At 52.7% G+C, this 16,571-nt stretch carries 8 protein-coding genes and 1 pseudogene; 7 read left to right on the forward strand and 2 right to left on the reverse strand.

Going from position 1 to position 16,571, the window contains the following annotated elements; all coding sequences use genetic code 11:
• Positions 1-2 precede the first annotated feature (2 nt).
• Positions 3-1,769 carry a cysteine/glutathione ABC transporter permease/ATP-binding protein CydD gene (gene cydD / locus UC15_RS04345; RefSeq protein ID WP_112287296.1) on the reverse strand — a complete coding sequence of 589 codons (1,767 nt, stop codon included), beginning with the start codon at positions 1,767-1,769 and terminating at the stop codon, positions 3-5.
• A gap of 129 nt (positions 1,770-1,898) precedes the next feature.
• A pseudogene (trxB, locus tag UC15_RS04350) lies at positions 1,899-2,866 on the reverse strand (thioredoxin-disulfide reductase).
• 732 nt (positions 2,867-3,598) lie between these two features.
• On the opposite strand from trxB, the gene lrp reads away from it, so the two are divergent.
• The 7 genes from lrp to dmsA all read left to right on the forward strand — a co-directional run bounded on the left by lrp (position 3,599) and on the right by dmsA (position 16,566).
• Entirely contained in the window at positions 3,599-4,093 is a 495-nt protein-coding gene (gene lrp, locus UC15_RS04355; RefSeq protein ID WP_013574775.1) for a leucine-responsive transcriptional regulator Lrp, read from the forward strand.
• A gap of 120 nt (positions 4,094-4,213) precedes the next feature.
• Positions 4,214-7,735, forward strand: coding sequence for a DNA translocase FtsK 4TM domain-containing protein (locus tag UC15_RS04360; protein ID WP_112287297.1), 3,522 nt, complete (start codon positions 4,214-4,216; stop codon positions 7,733-7,735).
• A 281-nt stretch (positions 7,736-8,016) separates the two neighbouring features.
• Positions 8,017-8,628: an outer membrane lipoprotein chaperone LolA gene (gene lolA / locus UC15_RS04365; protein WP_112287298.1), complete on the forward strand. Its 612-nt coding sequence runs from the start codon at positions 8,017-8,019 to the stop codon at positions 8,626-8,628.
• Between the two features lie 7 nt (positions 8,629-8,635).
• A complete protein-coding gene (locus tag UC15_RS04370) occupies positions 8,636-9,979 on the forward strand; it encodes a replication-associated recombination protein A (protein WP_112287399.1) in 1,344 nt (447 codons plus the stop codon).
• 107 nt (positions 9,980-10,086) lie between these two features.
• The gene (serS, locus tag UC15_RS04375) at positions 10,087-11,379 is read left to right on the forward strand and encodes a serine--tRNA ligase (RefSeq protein WP_112287299.1); all 1,293 of its coding nucleotides are present in this window, start codon (positions 10,087-10,089) and stop codon (positions 11,377-11,379) included.
• A 201-nt stretch (positions 11,380-11,580) separates the two neighbouring features.
• On the forward strand, positions 11,581-14,037 hold the full coding sequence (gene ynfE / locus UC15_RS04380) for a selenate/tellurate reductase subunit YnfE (protein ID WP_112287300.1): 2,457 nt from the start codon (positions 11,581-11,583) through the stop codon (positions 14,035-14,037).
• Positions 14,038-14,118: 81 nt separating this feature from the next.
• Complete coding sequence (gene dmsA, locus UC15_RS04385) at positions 14,119-16,566, forward strand: dimethylsulfoxide reductase subunit A (protein WP_112287301.1); 2,448 nt, start codon at positions 14,119-14,121, stop codon at positions 16,564-16,566.
• Positions 16,567-16,571 lie beyond the last annotated feature (5 nt).

Here is a 16,571-nt window from a genome sequence, read left to right on the forward strand (position 1 = left end):
GATTACAGCTCCTTATTCCGCTGAGAAAGCAGGCTGGCGAATAAACCATCCTGAGCGACCAGTTGCGCGAAGGAGCCGCGCTCGGCGATCAGGCCTTTATCCATTACCCAGATTTCGTCGTAGTCCCGGGTGTCTTCCAGCTGATGCGTCACCAGCAGGGAGGTTTGTGCTTTAGACGCGTCGTTCAGCGCGCTCATTACCCGTTTTTCGCTGTGTGCGTCGAGGCTGGCGGTGGGTTCATCAAGCAGTAATAAACTGCACGGCGAGAGCAGGGCGCGGGCTACGGCCACTCGCTGCGCCTGACCGATGGATAAACGCGCCGCGCTGTCGCCCAGTTCGGTTTCCAGTCCCTGCGGTAACAGCGGCAGGAATTCACTCACATACGCACGGTCGATGGTAGACTGAAGCTGTTCATCGCTGACATCCGGCTGATTGAGCAGAATGTTGGCACGCAGGGTTTGTTCGGGCAGATGTGGGTTCTGGCCGACCCAGCTCAGCTGTTTACGCCATTCATCGTTGCGTAATGATTTCAGTTCCATACCGCTGACGGTAACGGAACCCTGATACGGCAGGAAGCCGAGCAGGGCGTTTAGCAATGAACTTTTACCCGCACCGCTCAGGCCGACGATGGCGATACGTTGTCCTGCCGGAATACTGAAGGTCAGCGGACCGGCCAGCGTTTTACCCTGTGGCGACTGAATAATCAGATCGCGGGCTTCCAGTTCCACCGTTTTACCGGCCGGGAAATTCTGGTCACCGTCACCCATATCGGCACTTTCAGCACTCAGGAACGTCACCAGACTTTCTGCTGCGCCGACGGCCTGCGCTTTGGCGTGATAAAACGCGCCCAGATCACGCAGAGGCTGGAAAAACTCCGGGGCAAGTATCAGCACCAGAAAACCGGCGAAAAGGGTTACAGGCGTGCCGTAGCTGCCAAAGTTCAGTTCGCCGAGATAAGAGAAACCGAAGTACACCGCGACAACCGCAATGGAGATGGAAGCGAAGAATTCCAGGACTGCGGAAGATAAAAAGGCCAGACGCAGAACGTCCATTGTGCGTGCGCGAAAGTGTTCCGTTGAGCGTTTGATCTGGTCGATTTCTGCCGTGCCGCGGTGGAACAGGCGAAGTGTATCCAGACCGCGCAGACTGTCGAGGAAGTTTCCGCTAAGACGCGCCAGCGCGACAAAGTTGCGGCGGTTAGCATCTGCCGCACCCATTCCGACCAGCGCCATAAACAGCGGGATCAGCGGTGCGGTAACCAGCAGGATCAGCCCTGCGGCCCAGTTAATCGGGAAGACGCTGACTAAAATCAGCAGTGGAATAATACCGGCAAGTGCAATTTGTGGCAGATAGCGGGAATAGTAATCCTGCATATCTTCGATTTGTTCAAGAATGATGCTGGCCCAGCTGCCCGCCGGTTTGCCCTGGATCCATGCAGGCCCCAGTTTTTCCAGACGATCCAGCACCAGTTTGCGCATTTCCTGGCGGATAACGCGTCCGCAGATAAAGCCCACCTGTTCACGTAGCCAGGTCACGACGGCACGCAACACAAAGGTCAGTGCCATTAACAGGAAACTTTGCAGCAGCGCATCACGCGGAGTGTGCTCGATGATCAGGCTGTGCAGTAATCCGGCCATCAGCCAGGCCTGTGCGAGGATCAGTAAACCAGAAAGCAGACCCAGCATCATAGACAGACGGATCCAGCCTTTGGCGCGGGAGCTTTGTTGTTTTAACCAGCGGGTAAGTTCTTGTTGTCGTGTTTTATTCATCAGGCTTCAGTCTGTGCAGCAATCCGGATGGGAGGGCGCTTATGTTACATGCTCAGACCGCAAACTGAAAATATGAAAAAGGCGGCAATCACGCCGCCTCTTTTTAAGGGCAAACAGAAGGGGAGATGCTTACAAATCCGGTGCTTGCGATAAACCGTCCAGATAGCGTTCGGCATCCAGCGCGGCCATACAACCGGTTCCGGCAGACGTAATCGCCTGACGGTAGATATGGTCCATGACATCGCCTGCGGCGAAAACACCCGGAATACTTGTTTGTGTCGCATTGCCGTGGGAACCGGACTGCACTTTGATGTAGCCGTCTTTGAGTTCCAGCTGGCCTTCGAAAATGCCGGTGTTCGGGCTGTGACCGATAGCGATGAATACACCGGCAACATCCACCTGTGATTTCTCGTCAGTGCGCACGTCGAGCAAGCTCGCGCCGGTAACACCCATCTGATCGCCGACCACTTCGTTCAGAGTTTTATGGGTGTGCAGAACAATATTACCGCTGGCCACTTTGTCATTCAGACGGTCAACCAGAATTTTTTCGGCACGGAAACTGTCGCGACGGTGGATCAGGTGTACTTCAGAGGCAATGTTCGCCAGATAAAGCGCTTCTTCAACTGCGGTATTCCCGCCGCCAACCACTGCGACTTTTTGATTACGGTAGAAGAAACCATCACAGGTGGCGCAGGCAGAAACGCCGCGACCTTTGAACGCTTCTTCAGAAGGCAGACCGATATAACGTGCGGATGCGCCGGTGGCGATGATCAGTGCGTCACAGGTGTATTCGCGCTGTCGCCGGTGAGGCGGAACGGACGGTTCTGCAATTCGACTTTGTTAATGTGGTCGAAAATAATCTCGGTATTAAATTTGGTCGCATGTTCATGCATACGTTCCATCAGACCCGGACCTGTCAGACCTTCCGGATCGCCCGGCCAGTTTTCGACTTCGGTGGTTGTGGTCAGCTGACCGCCTTTTTCAACACCGGTAATCAACACCGGATTAAGGTTGGCGCGTGCTGCATAAACTGCTGCGGTATAACCCGCCGGACCAGAACCTAAAATCAATAATTTACTGTGTTTAACCGTACTCATGCGTAATTCATCTCCGCGGTAGCGACAAGCGATAGACCGATTGTAGGGAAAACGGCGCAGTAAAAAAAGCAAACTCAGATGTTGTTAACGATTTGTCTGATAGTTTTTACAGAGAAACACGGGTAAAAAGGTTTCCTTTGCTGATTATCAGACACTTAACTGTTTGATGAACAGCGTGAAAAACAACGGCGGTGATGTCAGTCGCTGTGAATGTTGTTTAACAGAGTGCGGTCTTTTAGTCACAATTCACGGCAGGTTGTGGGGTTTTGGCTGAATTATTTCGCGCACTGAGTTGTTATTGTCCAAAGAGAAAAGACAGCTAAAAAGGGGGGATCAGCTTTTCAGGTTGGCACGTTCTTCTGATTTTGCTTCTTTTACTTTGACAATCCGCTGTGCATTTGCGAAAACATCAGGGGAAGAAGAAATTAACTGCCTGTCTGTGACTTGAATTTATGCAATTGGCTGCTACCGGACCCGTTCTGGTCTTGCTTTTTTGCGTTTTTGTTGCAGCAGGGTTTAGTGAATCAGGTTGGCTGTATGCAATCTATTAATTTCGCAGGGTTATTTCTTTTGAGTATCCGTTTTACGGTCGTGTTCCTTTTGACAGGGGATCAACGCGGCTTTGGGATGCGTAAACCTTAATAATCGGGTCTTCGCTTGGGACAACCCTTAGACATTGAAGTTGGCTGGGGTATGGCAGGTGCAGGGAAGGACAGCAGAGAGACAATAATAATGGTAGACAACAAAAAACGTCCGGGAAAAGATCTCGACCGTATTGACCGTAACATCCTCAACGAATTGCAAAAGGATGGCCGGATTTCAAACGTCGAGCTTTCCAAACGTGTGGGATTATCTCCAACTCCATGTCTGGAGCGCGTTCGTCGTCTGGAACGTCAGGGCTTCATCAATGGTTATACCGCATTGCTTAACCCGCATTATCTGGATGCCTCGTTGCTGGTGTTTGTTGAGATTACCCTCAACCGTGGCGCGCCGGATGTGTTTGAGCAATTTAACGCGGCAGTACAAAAACTCGAAGATATTCAGGAGTGTCACTTGGTTTCAGGGGACTTCGACTATTTGTTGAAAACCCGCGTACCTGACATGTCCGCCTACCGTAAGCTGTTAGGTGAGACATTACTTCGTCTTCCAGGTGTTAACGACACCCGAACCTATGTGGTCATGGAAGAAGTAAAACAGACAAATCGCCTGGTCATCAAAACCCGGTAATTGTTCAGGTGCAAAACCTTGTAATTTTAGCTACACTCCTGTGTATCTATACAGCTATGGCGCCGGGGACTCTCGGCGCTGTTGCTTTTTCTCAGTTCACAGGAACCTGGAGAGCCTTTCTTGAGCCAGGAATATACAGAAGATAAAGAAGTTACCCTTAAAAAGCTGAGCAATGGTCGCCGTCTTCTGGAGGCTTTGCTGGTGGTGGTAGCGATTTTTGCTGCTTATTTAATGGCGGCATTGGTGAGTTTTAACCCCTCTGATCCAAGCTGGTCTCAGACCGCATGGCATGGGCCAATTCATAACTGGGGCGGTGGTGTGGGAGCCTGGATGGCTGACACGCTGTTCTTCATCTTTGGCGTATTTGGTTACGCTATTCCCCCAATTATTCTATGCCTCTGCTGGGCGGCGTTTCGTCAGCGGGATAAACAGGATTTCGTCGATTATTTTGCCCTTTCGCTGCGCCTTATCGGGACGCTGGCGCTCATTGTCACGTCTTGTGGTCTGGCATCAGTCAATATTGATGACCTTTACTACTTCGCTTCCGGTGGTGTCATCGGCAGTTTGTTGAGTACAGCGATGACGCCGTATTTCAACAACGTGGGTGCGACGCTGGTGTTGTTATGTGTGTGGGCAGCCGGACTGACACTGTTTACCGGCTGGTCATGGCTGACCATTGCCGAGAAAATTGGCGGTGCCGTGCTCGGTGTCACCAACATCGTGACCAACCGTTCCCGTCGTGACGATGATTATGACTACGACGAGCACGACGATCCGTTACTCGAAGACGACGAAGCCAAACCGGTAGCTAAAGTTGCTCCTGTCGTCGCAGGTGCAGCGGCGATCCCTGCGGCTTCCGCAGCGACTGCGGAAACCGATGACGATGACGTGCTGTTCTCTGCGCCTTCAGTTAATGAGCATCCAGCAGCACAAGCACCAGCAGCTTCTGCTCCTGTTTCTTTTGCTGTTCCTGAAACAGCCGCGGCAGTCGCTGAACCGGCTTCGGTCGTGACACCAGCGCCAGCAGCTGATCCTTATGCTGCAGAACCGCCGGTGGCTGAGATTTCACCCTATCCGTCTACGCCGGTTTCAACGGCGCCGCCGCTCTATAATTTCGAAATCCCGGAAGAAACGCCGGTGCCGCGCCATCCGCAGCCGGTACAGCAATCACCTTCTCCTGCGCCGGTTGAGCGCAATCAGGAAGATGGCCCGAGTCTCGGGAACTGGCAAACAGCCGTTGAACCCAGCCGTTCACCGTTTGATTTCAGTTCGCCGGTACCCGATGCCGCGCAGGCCGCCAGCGTCGCTGCTACGGCTGCACTTGCTACGGGGCTGGCTCAGGCAGGGCAGTCTGCGGCATCTTCTGCAACCAATACCTTTATGCCTGCTTTCAGCGCTGTGAGTGATGAAAATCCGCAGGTGAAAAAAGGGTTTGGCCCAGAATTGCCGCGTCCAAATCCGGTGCGTATTCCAACGCGTCGCGAGCTGGCGTCGTACGGCATTAAATTGCCGTCTCAGCGTATGGCCGAACAACAGGAAAACGCGCAAGCTGCGGCCCAGCAAAATACCGGGCAGGAAATCTGGCATAACGATCCTCTGGCTCAGGCCGACGAGGAAGCCAGGCAGGAAGCCGCATTGCAGCAGGCGTTTGCCGAACAGCAGCAAGAGCGTTACGGCGATGCGGTGACTGAAAGTGAACCGGACGCTGAAGCCGCCTTGCAGGAAGCTGAATTACGCAGTGCTTTCGCTGCGCGCGAGCAGGCTCGTTATCAGCAAGAAGTCGAGCCGCAAAGCGGTCTGGTTCAGCATCATCATTCGCAAAATAATCAGGAAGAAATTTCCCATTCTCCTGCCGATGATTTTGCTGCTGCCGCGATGAAACTCAGTCAGCACGATGCTTTCAGCTTCTCGCCAATGGCTGATCTGGTGGACGATACGCCGTCTGAGCCATTGTTCACGTTGTCAGCCCAAGCGGAAGAAGAACCGCAACCTGCCGCGTTTGCTCAGCAACCTTATCAGCGCGCTGGGGCTTCGGAACCGGTTCAACATGCGCAGGAATATGAAGCGCCACGTCAGTCATCGCCATCGGCGCAGCCTGACATGGACAGCCTGATCCACCCGTTCCTGATGCGTAATGAACAGCCGCTGGTGAAACCGACTACGCCGCTGCCATCACTGGATTTGCTGACATCGCCTCCGGCGGAAGCGGAACCTGTGGACGAGTTCGCGCTGGAACAGATGGGTAACCTTATCGAAGCCCGCCTGAATGATTACCGCATCAAAGCAGACGTCGTCGGCAAATTACCGGGTCCGGTCATTACACGTTTCGAACTGGATCTGGCGCCGGGCGTTAAAGCCGCGCGTATTTCTAACCTTTCGCGTGACCTTGCACGTTCATTGTCAGCCGTTGCGGTGCGTGTCGTGGAAGTTATTCCCGGTAAGCCTTATGTCGGCCTGGAATTGCCAAACAAGAAACGTCAGACCGTGTATCTGCGGGAGGTGCTGGACTGTGCGAAATTCAAAGAAAGTACGTCTCCGCTGACGATTGTGCTGGGTAAAGATATTTCGGGTGAGCCGGTTATTGCCGATTTGGCGAAAATGCCTCACTTGCTGGTGGCCGGTACGACCGGTTCCGGTAAGTCTGTCGGCGTTAACGCCATGATCCTGAGTATGCTTTACAAATCCAAGCCGGAAGATGTGCGCTTCATTATGATTGACCCGAAAATGCTCGAGTTGTCGGTATATGAAGGCATTCCGCATTTGCTGACTGAAGTCGTCACCGATATGAAAGATGCAGCCAATGCGCTGCGCTGGTGTGTCGGCGAGATGGAACGTCGCTATAAACTGATGTCGGCGCTGGGTGTACGTAACCTTGCGGGCTATAACGAACGAATTCTGGAAGCGGAAGCGATGGGACGTCCAATTCCTGATCCATTCTGGAAGCCGGGTGATGGCATGGCTGCTGAGCCGCCATACCTGCAAAAAGAACCGTTTATCGTGGTGATGGTCGATGAGTTTGCCGATCTGATGATGACCGTCGGTAAAAAGGTAGAAGAACTGATCGCGCGTCTGGCCCAGAAAGCCCGTGCCGCAGGTATTCACCTGGTTCTGGCGACGCAGCGACCTTCTGTCGATGTGATCACCGGTCTGATTAAAGCGAACATCCCGACCCGTATTGCCTTTACGGTGTCGAGTAAAATCGACTCCCGTACCATTCTGGATCAGGGCGGTGCTGAATCCCTGTTAGGAATGGGGGACATGTTGTACATGGCGCCAAACTCCTCGATTCCGGTGCGTGTTCACGGTGCGTTCGTCCGTGACCAGGAAGTTCATGCGGTAGTTCAGGACTGGAAAGCCCGCGGTCGTCCGAAATACATCGAAAGCATTGTTTCCGGTGGTGACGATGGTGAAGGTGGCGGTTTAGGTCTGGACGGTGATGAAGAGCTTGATGCTCTGTTTGATCAGGCTGTGGCATTCGTCGTCGACAAACGTCGTGCATCAATTTCAGGCGTTCAGCGTCAGTTCCGTATTGGTTACAACCGCGCGGCACGTATCGTTGAACAAATGGAAGCGCAGGGCATTGTCAGTACGCCGGGTCATAACGGCAACCGTGAAGTACTGGCACCGCCATCGCATGAGTAAATCCTTCCAAAATTAATGTCCACAGTCATTCGGGCTGAGTCAGGGCGGTACTGACCGAACCCCAGGAGCTTAGCTTACTAGGTGACTGGGGTGATAGAAGGCAGCCAACGCAGAGGTAGTTCGAATGATGAAGGATATTTGCAAAGATGCGTAAAACACATGTTTTTCAGATGATTGAGCTACCACCGGAGCGCTGCCTCGGATAAAGTTCGCACCATACGTCTTTTGCCTGTGTAAAAGGCATCGTCTGAAGTTTATGGATTTCTGAGGTAAGTATAAGAATGAAAAAATTGTTAATGGTAGGGTGTTTACTGACCGCATTTACCTCCGCTTCCGTATTAGCGGACGCCAGCAGTGATCTCAAATCCCGTCTGGGCAAACTCAATACTTTCCACGCCAGCTTCACTCAGACTGTCACAAGCGATGATGGTGCAGCCGTCCAGCAGGGCGAAGGTCAGCTTTGGATCAAACGTCCGAACCTGTTTAACTGGCATATGACGACGCCAGATGAAAGCATTCTGGTTTCTGACGGCAAAACCTTGTGGTTCTACAACCCGTTCGTTGAGCAGGTCACGGCGACCTGGCTGAAAAACGCGACCGGCAATACGCCGTTCATGCTGATCACCCGTAACGACAGCAGCGACTGGGCTAAATACAACGTGAAGCAGAAAGGCGATGATTTTGAATTAACGCCAAAAGCTTCTACGGGCAATCTGAAGCAATTCGCAATCACAGTCACGCCGACCGGCACCATCAAAAGTTTTACTGCGGTTGAGCAGGACGGCCAAAAAAGTGCTTATACCCTGAAGGGCGAGCAAAATGCGGCTGTAGATGATGCTAAATTTAAATTTACTCCACCTAAGGGTGTGACGGTGGATGACCAGCGTCAGTGAGGTTAGTTTGAGTAATCTGTCACTCGATTTTTCCCAAAACGAATTCCAGCCACTGGCCGCCCGTATGCGGCCAGTAACCCTTGCTGAATATATCGGGCAGCAGCATCTGTTAGCGCCAGGCAAACCTCTGCCGCGGGCGATTGAAGCAGGGCAGCTGCATTCGATGATTTTGTGGGGGCCGCCGGGTACCGGGAAAACAACGCTGGCAGAACTGATTGGCCGCTATGCTAATGCCGATGTTGAGCGTATTTCGGCGGTCACATCAGGCGTGAAAGATATCCGTGAAGCGATTGAACGTGCCCGACAGAATCGTGATGCCGGGCGTCGTACGATTTTGTTCGTTGATGAGGTCCATCGTTTCAACAAAAGTCAGCAGGATGCTTTCCTGCCGCACATAGAAGACGGCACCATAACGTTCATTGGTGCGACGACTGAAAACCCTTCGTTCGAACTCAATTCCGCATTGCTTTCCCGCGCACGTGTTTATCTGCTCAAATCACTGACAGCGGAAGATATTGAGAAAGTGATCGATCAGGCACTGACCAACGCTGAGCGCGGTTATGCCAATGAAAAAATCCGTGTCCCGCCGGAAACCCGCCGTATGCTTTCGGAACTGGTAAATGGTGACGCGCGCCGTGCTTTGAATAGTATTGAGATGATGGCCGATATGGCCGAAATTGACGGCAAAGGTTACCGGACGTTAACGCCAGAATTGCTCACGGAAATAGCCGGTGAGCGCAGTGCGCGTTTCGATAATAAAGGCGATCGTTTTTACGATTTAATCTCTGCGTTGCATAAATCAGTCCGTGGCTCCTCGCCTGATGCCGCACTTTACTGGTATGCCAGAATCATCACTGCTGGCGGCGATCCGCTGTATGTGGCGCGCCGTTTGCTGGCGATTGCCTCAGAAGATGTCGGCAATGCGGATCCGCGCGGTATGCAGGTCGCCATTTCTGCCTGGGATTGTTTCACCCGCGTCGGTCCGGCGGAAGGTGAGCGTGCGATTGCTCAGGCCATTGTGTATCTGGCGTGTGCGCCGAAAAGTAATGCTGTTTATACCGCGTTCAAATCGGCGATGCGCGATGCGCGCGAAATGGCGGATTACGATGTTCCGGAACATCTGCGTAATGCGCCGACCAAGCTGATGAAAGAAATGGGGTTAGGTGCGGAGTATCGTTATGCACATGATGAACCCAACGCCTACGCGGCTGGCGAAGATTATTTCCCACCTGAAATGGCCCGTACGCAGTATTATTACCCGACGTCACGCGGGCTTGAAGGCAAGATCGGCGAAAAGCTGGCATGGCTTGCCGAGCAAGATCAAAATAGCCCGACAAAACGCTACCGCTAACTTTATCGTTGCGGTAAGGTTACCCGTGATAACTCTTTGACACGCTGCCGTTTCAGTCAGCGTGCATCATCAAAATAACATTCAATAATGACACGTACAGGATTAGCATGCTCGATCCCAATATGCTGCGTAATGAGCTAGACGCAGTTGCAGAAAAACTCGCTCGCAGAGGTTTTAAACTCGATGTGGAAACGCTGCGTTCTCAGGAAGAACGCCGCAAAGTCTTGCAGGTAGAAACGGAAACTCTCCAGGCTGAACGTAACGCACGATCGAAAACTATCGGTCAGGCAAAAGCCCGTGGCGAAGACATCGAACCTTTGCGTCTGGAAGTGAATACGCTGGGTGAGAAGCTGGATGCCGCGAAGGCTGAACTGGAAGCATTGCAAAATGATATCCGTGATATCGCTTCTGCTATTCCGAACCTGCCTGATGATTCCGTACCTGCTGGTAAAGACGAAAACGACAATCAGGAAGTGAGCCGCTGGGGTACGCCGCGTCAGTACGATTTCACTGTCCGTGATCACGTGTCGCTGGGCGAAATGGCCGGTGGTCTTGATTTTGCCGCGGCTGTTAAGCTGACCGGTGCGCGTTTTGTAGTGATGAAAGGGCAAATCGCCCGTATGCATCGCGCACTGTCCCAGTTCATGCTGGACTTGCACACCGAACAGCACGGTTATCTGGAAACGTACGTACCGTATCTGGTCAACCAGGAAACGTTGTACGGTACTGGTCAGTTGCCGAAATTTGGCGAAGACCTGTTCCATACTAAACCGCTCGGTGAAGAAGCGGGCAGCAGCAACTATGCGCTGATACCGACGGCTGAAGTTCCACTGACCAACCTGACACGTGATGAAATTCTTGAAGAAGAATCTCTGCCACTGAAAATGACGGCGCACACGCCTTGCTTCCGTTCAGAGGCCGGGTCTTACGGTCGTGATACCCGTGGTCTGATCCGTATGCACCAGTTTGACAAGGTCGAGATGGTACAGATTGTTCGTCCGGAAGAATCGATGGATGCTCTGGAAGAACTTACCGGTCATGCAGAAAAAGTGCTTCAGTTGCTGAATCTGCCGTACCGCAAAGTTCTGCTGTGTACCGGCGACATGGGCTTTGGCTCATGCAAAACCTACGATCTGGAAGTCTGGCTGCCAGCGCAGGATACTTATCGCGAAATTTCTTCATGTTCAAACATGGGTGATTTCCAGGCCCGCCGTATGCAGGCGCGCTGCCGCAGCAAAACTGACAAAAAACCACGTCTGGTTCATACCCTGAATGGTTCTGGTCTGGCTGTGGGTCGTACGCTGGTGGCTGTGCTGGAAAACTACCAGCAGGCTGACGGCCGTATTGAAGTGCCGGAAGTATTACGTCCTTATATGGGCGGTTTAGAATATATCGGCTAATCCCGTTATATATGTAGTAATATAGCGAAAAAGCGCCTGAGGGCGCTTTTTTTATGCATAAAATCGTGCGCTGCGTTAAGAATTCCTCATTTCCGCCAACACAACCCTGCCTTTTTTGATAGCAGACAAAGTTTCCTACCTCCTTATTAGTAGTATCCCTGCATTCTGAGTGGGTAACTACTTTATGACCGGAGCAGGAAAATGTCGGTAATCGAACCTGAAGTCATCACGATAAAAAGTGGTATCAGCCGCCGGACGCTGATGAAAACATCAACGCTGGCAGGACTGGCCATTGCCGCGGGCGGCGTATCTCTGCCATTCAGCCGCAAAGCACTGGCACAGGCTGTGGGTGAGGCGAAAAATTCCGCACCTGAAGACAAAGTGGTCTGGGGTGCCTGCTCGGTTAACTGCGGCAGCCGCTGCGCCCTGCGATTACATGTACGTGATGATGAAGTGTACTGGGTTGAAACCGATAATACCGGACATGACATCTACGGTGAGCATCAGGTTCGCGCCTGTCTGCGTGGCCGCTCAATCCGCCGGCGAATGAACCATCCGGAGCGTCTGAATTACCCGATGAAGCGCGTCGGTAAACGTGGCGAAGGTAAATTCAGGCGCATCAGCTGGGAAGAAGCCTTTGATGAAATCGCCAATAACCTGAAGCGTATTGTTGCTAAATATGGCAATGAGGCCGTGTACATCAACTACACCTCCGGCGTTGTCGGCGGCAATATCACCCGTTCTTCCCCTTACGCCTCGCTGGTTGCCCGCCTGATGAACTGTTACGGCGGCTTCCTCAGTCATTACGGGACTTACAGTACCGCGCAAATCGCCTGCGCCATGCCATACACTTATGGCAGTAATGATGGCAACAGCACATCAGATATTGAAAACAGTAAGCTGGTGGTGCTTTTCGGTAACAATCCTGCCGAAACACGCATGAGCGGTGGCGGTATCACCTATTACCTGGAGCAGGCGCGTCAGCGTTCCAGTGCCCGAATGATCGTGATCGACCCGCGCTACACCGACACTGCTGCAGGCCGTGAAGATGAGTGGATCCCGATCCGTCCGGGAACCGATGCTGCACTGGTCGCCGGTCTTGCACATGTGCTGATCACCGAAAACATGGTTGATCAGCCTTTCCTCGATGCCTGTTGCGTGGGCTACGACGAAAAAACCTTGCCCGCGGATGCACCCGTAAACAGCCACTACAAAGCGTACATTCTCGGTCAGGGCGAAGATGCGACGGCGAAGACGCCTGAATGGGCATCCCGTATTACCGGCATTCCTGTGGATCGCATCGTTAAACTGGCCCGGGAAATCGGACAAGCCAAACCTGCTTATATTTCTCAGGGCTGGGGCCCGCAGCGTCAGGCCAATGGTGAACTGACGTCCCGGGCTATCGCCATGCTGCCGATTCTGACCGGCAATGTCGGTATCAATGGTGGTAACAGTGGTGCGCGTGAATCAACCTATACCATTACTATCGAAAGAATGCCGGTGCTGGAAAATCCGGTGAAGACACAGATTTCCTGTTTTAGCTGGACCGATGCCATTGCGCGCGGACCTGAAATGACTGCCAAAGCAGATGGCGTGCGCGGTAAAGACAAGCTGGATGTGCCGATCAAATTCATCTGGAACTATGCCGGTAACACCATCACCAACCAGCATTCCGACATCAATAAAACCCACGATATTCTGCAGGATGACTCGCAGTGCGAAATGATCGTGGTGCTGGAAAACTTCATGACGTCATCGGCGAAATACGCCGATATCCTGCTGCCGGATCTTATGACCGTCGAACAGGAAGACATTATTCCCAACGATTACGCCGGCAATATGGGATACCTGATTTTCATCCAGCCCGCGACCTCTGCCAAATTCGAGCGCAAAGGAATTTACGAGATGATGAGCGAAGTGGCGCGTCGTCTTGGTCCGGATGTTTACAACAAATTCACCGAAGGCCGCAGCCAGCGGGAATGGTTGCAGTATCTGTACACCAAAATGCTGGCGAAAGACCCGGCGTTACCTGCGTATGAAGAATTGCGCGAAATGGGAATTTATAAACGTAAAGATCCGGCAGGGCATTTTGTGGCCTATAAAAAATTCCGTCAGGATCCTGTCGCTAATCCGTTGAAAACACCCTCAGGAAAGATCGAAATTTATTCCTCTGCACTGGCGAAAATTGCCAGCGAATGGGAGCTGCAAAAAGACGAAACAATCAGCCCGCTGCCGGTCTATGCCTCAACCTTTGAAGGCTGGGATGACCCGAAACGCAGCCAGTTCCCTCTACAGATGTTCGGCTTTCACTACAAAGCCCGCACCCATTCCACTTACGGCAATATCGACGTGCTGCAGGCGGCCTGCCGTCAGGAAGTGTGGATCAATCCGCTGGATGCCAAAACCCGTGGTATTGAGAACGGTGACAAAGTGAAAGTGTTTAATGACCGTGGCGAAGTGCGTGTGGCAGCCAAAGTTACGCCGCGCATCATGCCCGGCGTTGTTGCTATGGGGCAGGGCGCATGGCATCAGGCCAATATGAGTGGTGACCGTATTGACCATGGTGCCTGCATGAACACGCTGACGACCCAACGCCCGTCCCCGCTGGCGAAAGGAAATCCTCAGCATACGAATTTGATTCAAATAGAAAAAGTCTAAGAAGCTACGGCCCAGGAGCCAGGCTCGATGGCATGGTTGTTAAATTTTCGCCCTTCAGATGAGGGCGCAACGGAGTAAGTAATGTCGGATTCAAACAGTAAGAAAACGGGTTCAGGCGGAGGGATCAGTCGCCGTGACCTGGTTAAGGGAACTACGCTCGCCGGTATGGCAGCTGCCGTCGGGGGCATATCACTGCCGTTTAAATCAATACGTGCTGAAACACGTCAGGATTCGGTTAAAACCGCAGACGAGAAAATTGTCTGGAGTGCCTGCACCGTAAACTGCGGCAGCCGCTGTCCGCTGAGAATGCACGTCGTTGATAACGAGATCCGTTATGTCGAAACCGATAATACCGGTGATGATAATTATGAAGGATTGCATCAGGTTCGCGCCTGTCTGCGCGGGCGTTCCATGCGTCGCCGTGTTTATAACCCTGACCGCCTGAAGTATCCGATGAAGCGTGTAGGGAAACGTGGCGAGGGTAAATTCAAGCCAATCAGCTGGGACGAAGCGTTCGATACCCTGGCTGGCAGCCTGAAAGGCATTATCAGCCGTTATGGCAATGAGGCCATTTATCTGAATTATGGCACCGGCACGCTGGGTGGCACCATGACCCGTTCATGGCCGCCAGGTAAAACGCTGATTGCCCGTCTGATGAACTGCTGCGGCGGTTATCTGAATCATTATGGTGACTACAGTTCGGCACAAATCGCTGCCGGTTTGAATTATACCTACGGTGGCTGGGCGGATGGAAACAGTCCGTCTGATATCGAAAACAGCAAACTGGTGGTGCTGTTTGGTAATAATCCGGGCGAAACGCGCATGAGCGGCGGGGGCGTGACGTATTACCTCGAACAGGCACGTCAGCGTTCCAACGCCCGTATGATCATTGTCGATCCGCGTTATACCGATACCGGTGCCGGCCGTGAAGACGAATGGGTGCCGATCCGACCGGGTACGGATGGCGCACTGGCTGCGGCACTTGCGCATGTCATGATCACTGAAAATCTGGTCGATCAGCCTTTCCTCGACAAATATTGCGTCGGTTATGACGAAAAAACATTACCGGCAGGTGTCCCGCAGAATGCACATTATAAAGCGTATATTCTCGGAACCGGCCCAGATGGCGTGGCAAAAACGCCGGAATGGGCATCAAAAATCACCGGTATTTCTGTCGATAAAATCGTCAAGCTGGGGCGAGAAATCGGTCAGGCGAAACCGGCATTTATCACCCAGGGCTGGGGGCCGCAGCGTCATGCAAATGGCGAGATTGCCACCCGTGCGATCGCTATGCTGGCAATTCTGACCGGTAACGTCGGCGTTCATGGCGGTAATTCCGGTGCCCGCGAAGGCTCTTACGAAATTCCGTTTGTTCGTATGCCAACGCTCGAAAACCCGGTTCAGACCAGCATATCCATGTTTATGTGGACGGACGCGATTGTGCGTGGTCCGCAAATGACTGCCACTAAAGATGGCGTGCGCGGAAAAGCGAAGCTGGATGTGCCGATCAAATTTATCTGGAACTACGCAGGTAACTGCCTGATTAACCAGCATTCTGATATCAACCGCACCCACAACATTCTGCAGGATGACCAGCAATGCGAGATGATTGTGGTGATTGATAACCACATGACGTCTTCGGCGAAATACGCCGACATTATCCTGCCTGACTGTACCGCTTCTGAGCAGATGGATTTCTGCCTCGATGCGTCGTGCGGCAACATGGATTACATCATTTTTGCCGATCAGGCGATCACGCCTCGCTTCCAGTGCAAAAACATTTATGAGATGACCAGCGAGCTGTCCCGCCGTATGGGTGTTGAGCAGCAGTTCACCGAAGGCCGTACGCAGGAAGAGTGGTTGCGTCATTTGTATCAGCAATCCCGTGAAGCATTGCCTGAACTGCCGGATTTCGACACCTTCCGCAAACAGGGCATGTTCAAAAAACGCGATCCTGAACAGCATCACGTCGCTTACAAAGCATTCCGTGAAGATCCGGCGGCCAATCCGCTGAGCACGCCGTCTGGCAAAATCGAAATCTACTCCGCGGAACTGGCGAAAATTGCCTCTGAGTGGGAACTCTCTAAAGACGATGTCATTGATCCGTTGCCGGTCTATGCCGCTGGTTTCGAAAACTATGACGATCCGCTGGCCAGCAAATATCCGTTACAGCTGACCGGTTTCCACTACAAGGCGCGTACGCACTCCACTTACGGCAACGTTGATGTGCTGAAAGCCGCATGCCGGCAGGAAATGTGGATCAACCCGATGGATGCTGCGCAGCGCGGTATCACCAACGGCGACATGATCCGCATCTTCAACGATCGTGGCGAAGTTCAGATTGCTGCCAAAGTGACGCCGCGCATGATGCCGGGCGTTGTCGCACTTGGAGAAGGTGCCTGGTATTCCCCTGACAGCAAAAAGATCGACCGTGCGGGTAGCATTAACGTACTGACTTCTCAAAGACCTTCACCGCTGGCGAAAGGTAACCCCTCTCATACCAACCTTGTGCAAGTGGCTAAGGTTTAACGGAG

This window comes from Rahnella sp. AN3-3W3 (assembly GCF_003263545.1).
Lineage (GTDB): Bacteria > Pseudomonadota > Gammaproteobacteria > Enterobacterales > Enterobacteriaceae > Rahnella > Rahnella variigena.

Coding starts and splice junctions, on each gene's coding strand:
- cydD (WP_112287296.1), bottom strand. CDS start 1,769: ATGAATAAAACACGACAACAAGAACTTACCCGCTGGTTAAAACAACAA.
- lrp (WP_013574775.1), top strand. CDS start 3,599: ATGGTAGACAACAAAAAACGTCCGGGAAAAGATCTCGACCGTATTGAC.
- lolA (WP_112287298.1), top strand. CDS start 8,017: ATGAAAAAATTGTTAATGGTAGGGTGTTTACTGACCGCATTTACCTCC.
- serS (WP_112287299.1), top strand. CDS start 10,087: ATGCTCGATCCCAATATGCTGCGTAATGAGCTAGACGCAGTTGCAGAA.
- ynfE (WP_112287300.1), top strand. CDS start 11,581: ATGTCGGTAATCGAACCTGAAGTCATCACGATAAAAAGTGGTATCAGC.
- dmsA (WP_112287301.1), top strand. CDS start 14,119: ATGTCGGATTCAAACAGTAAGAAAACGGGTTCAGGCGGAGGGATCAGT.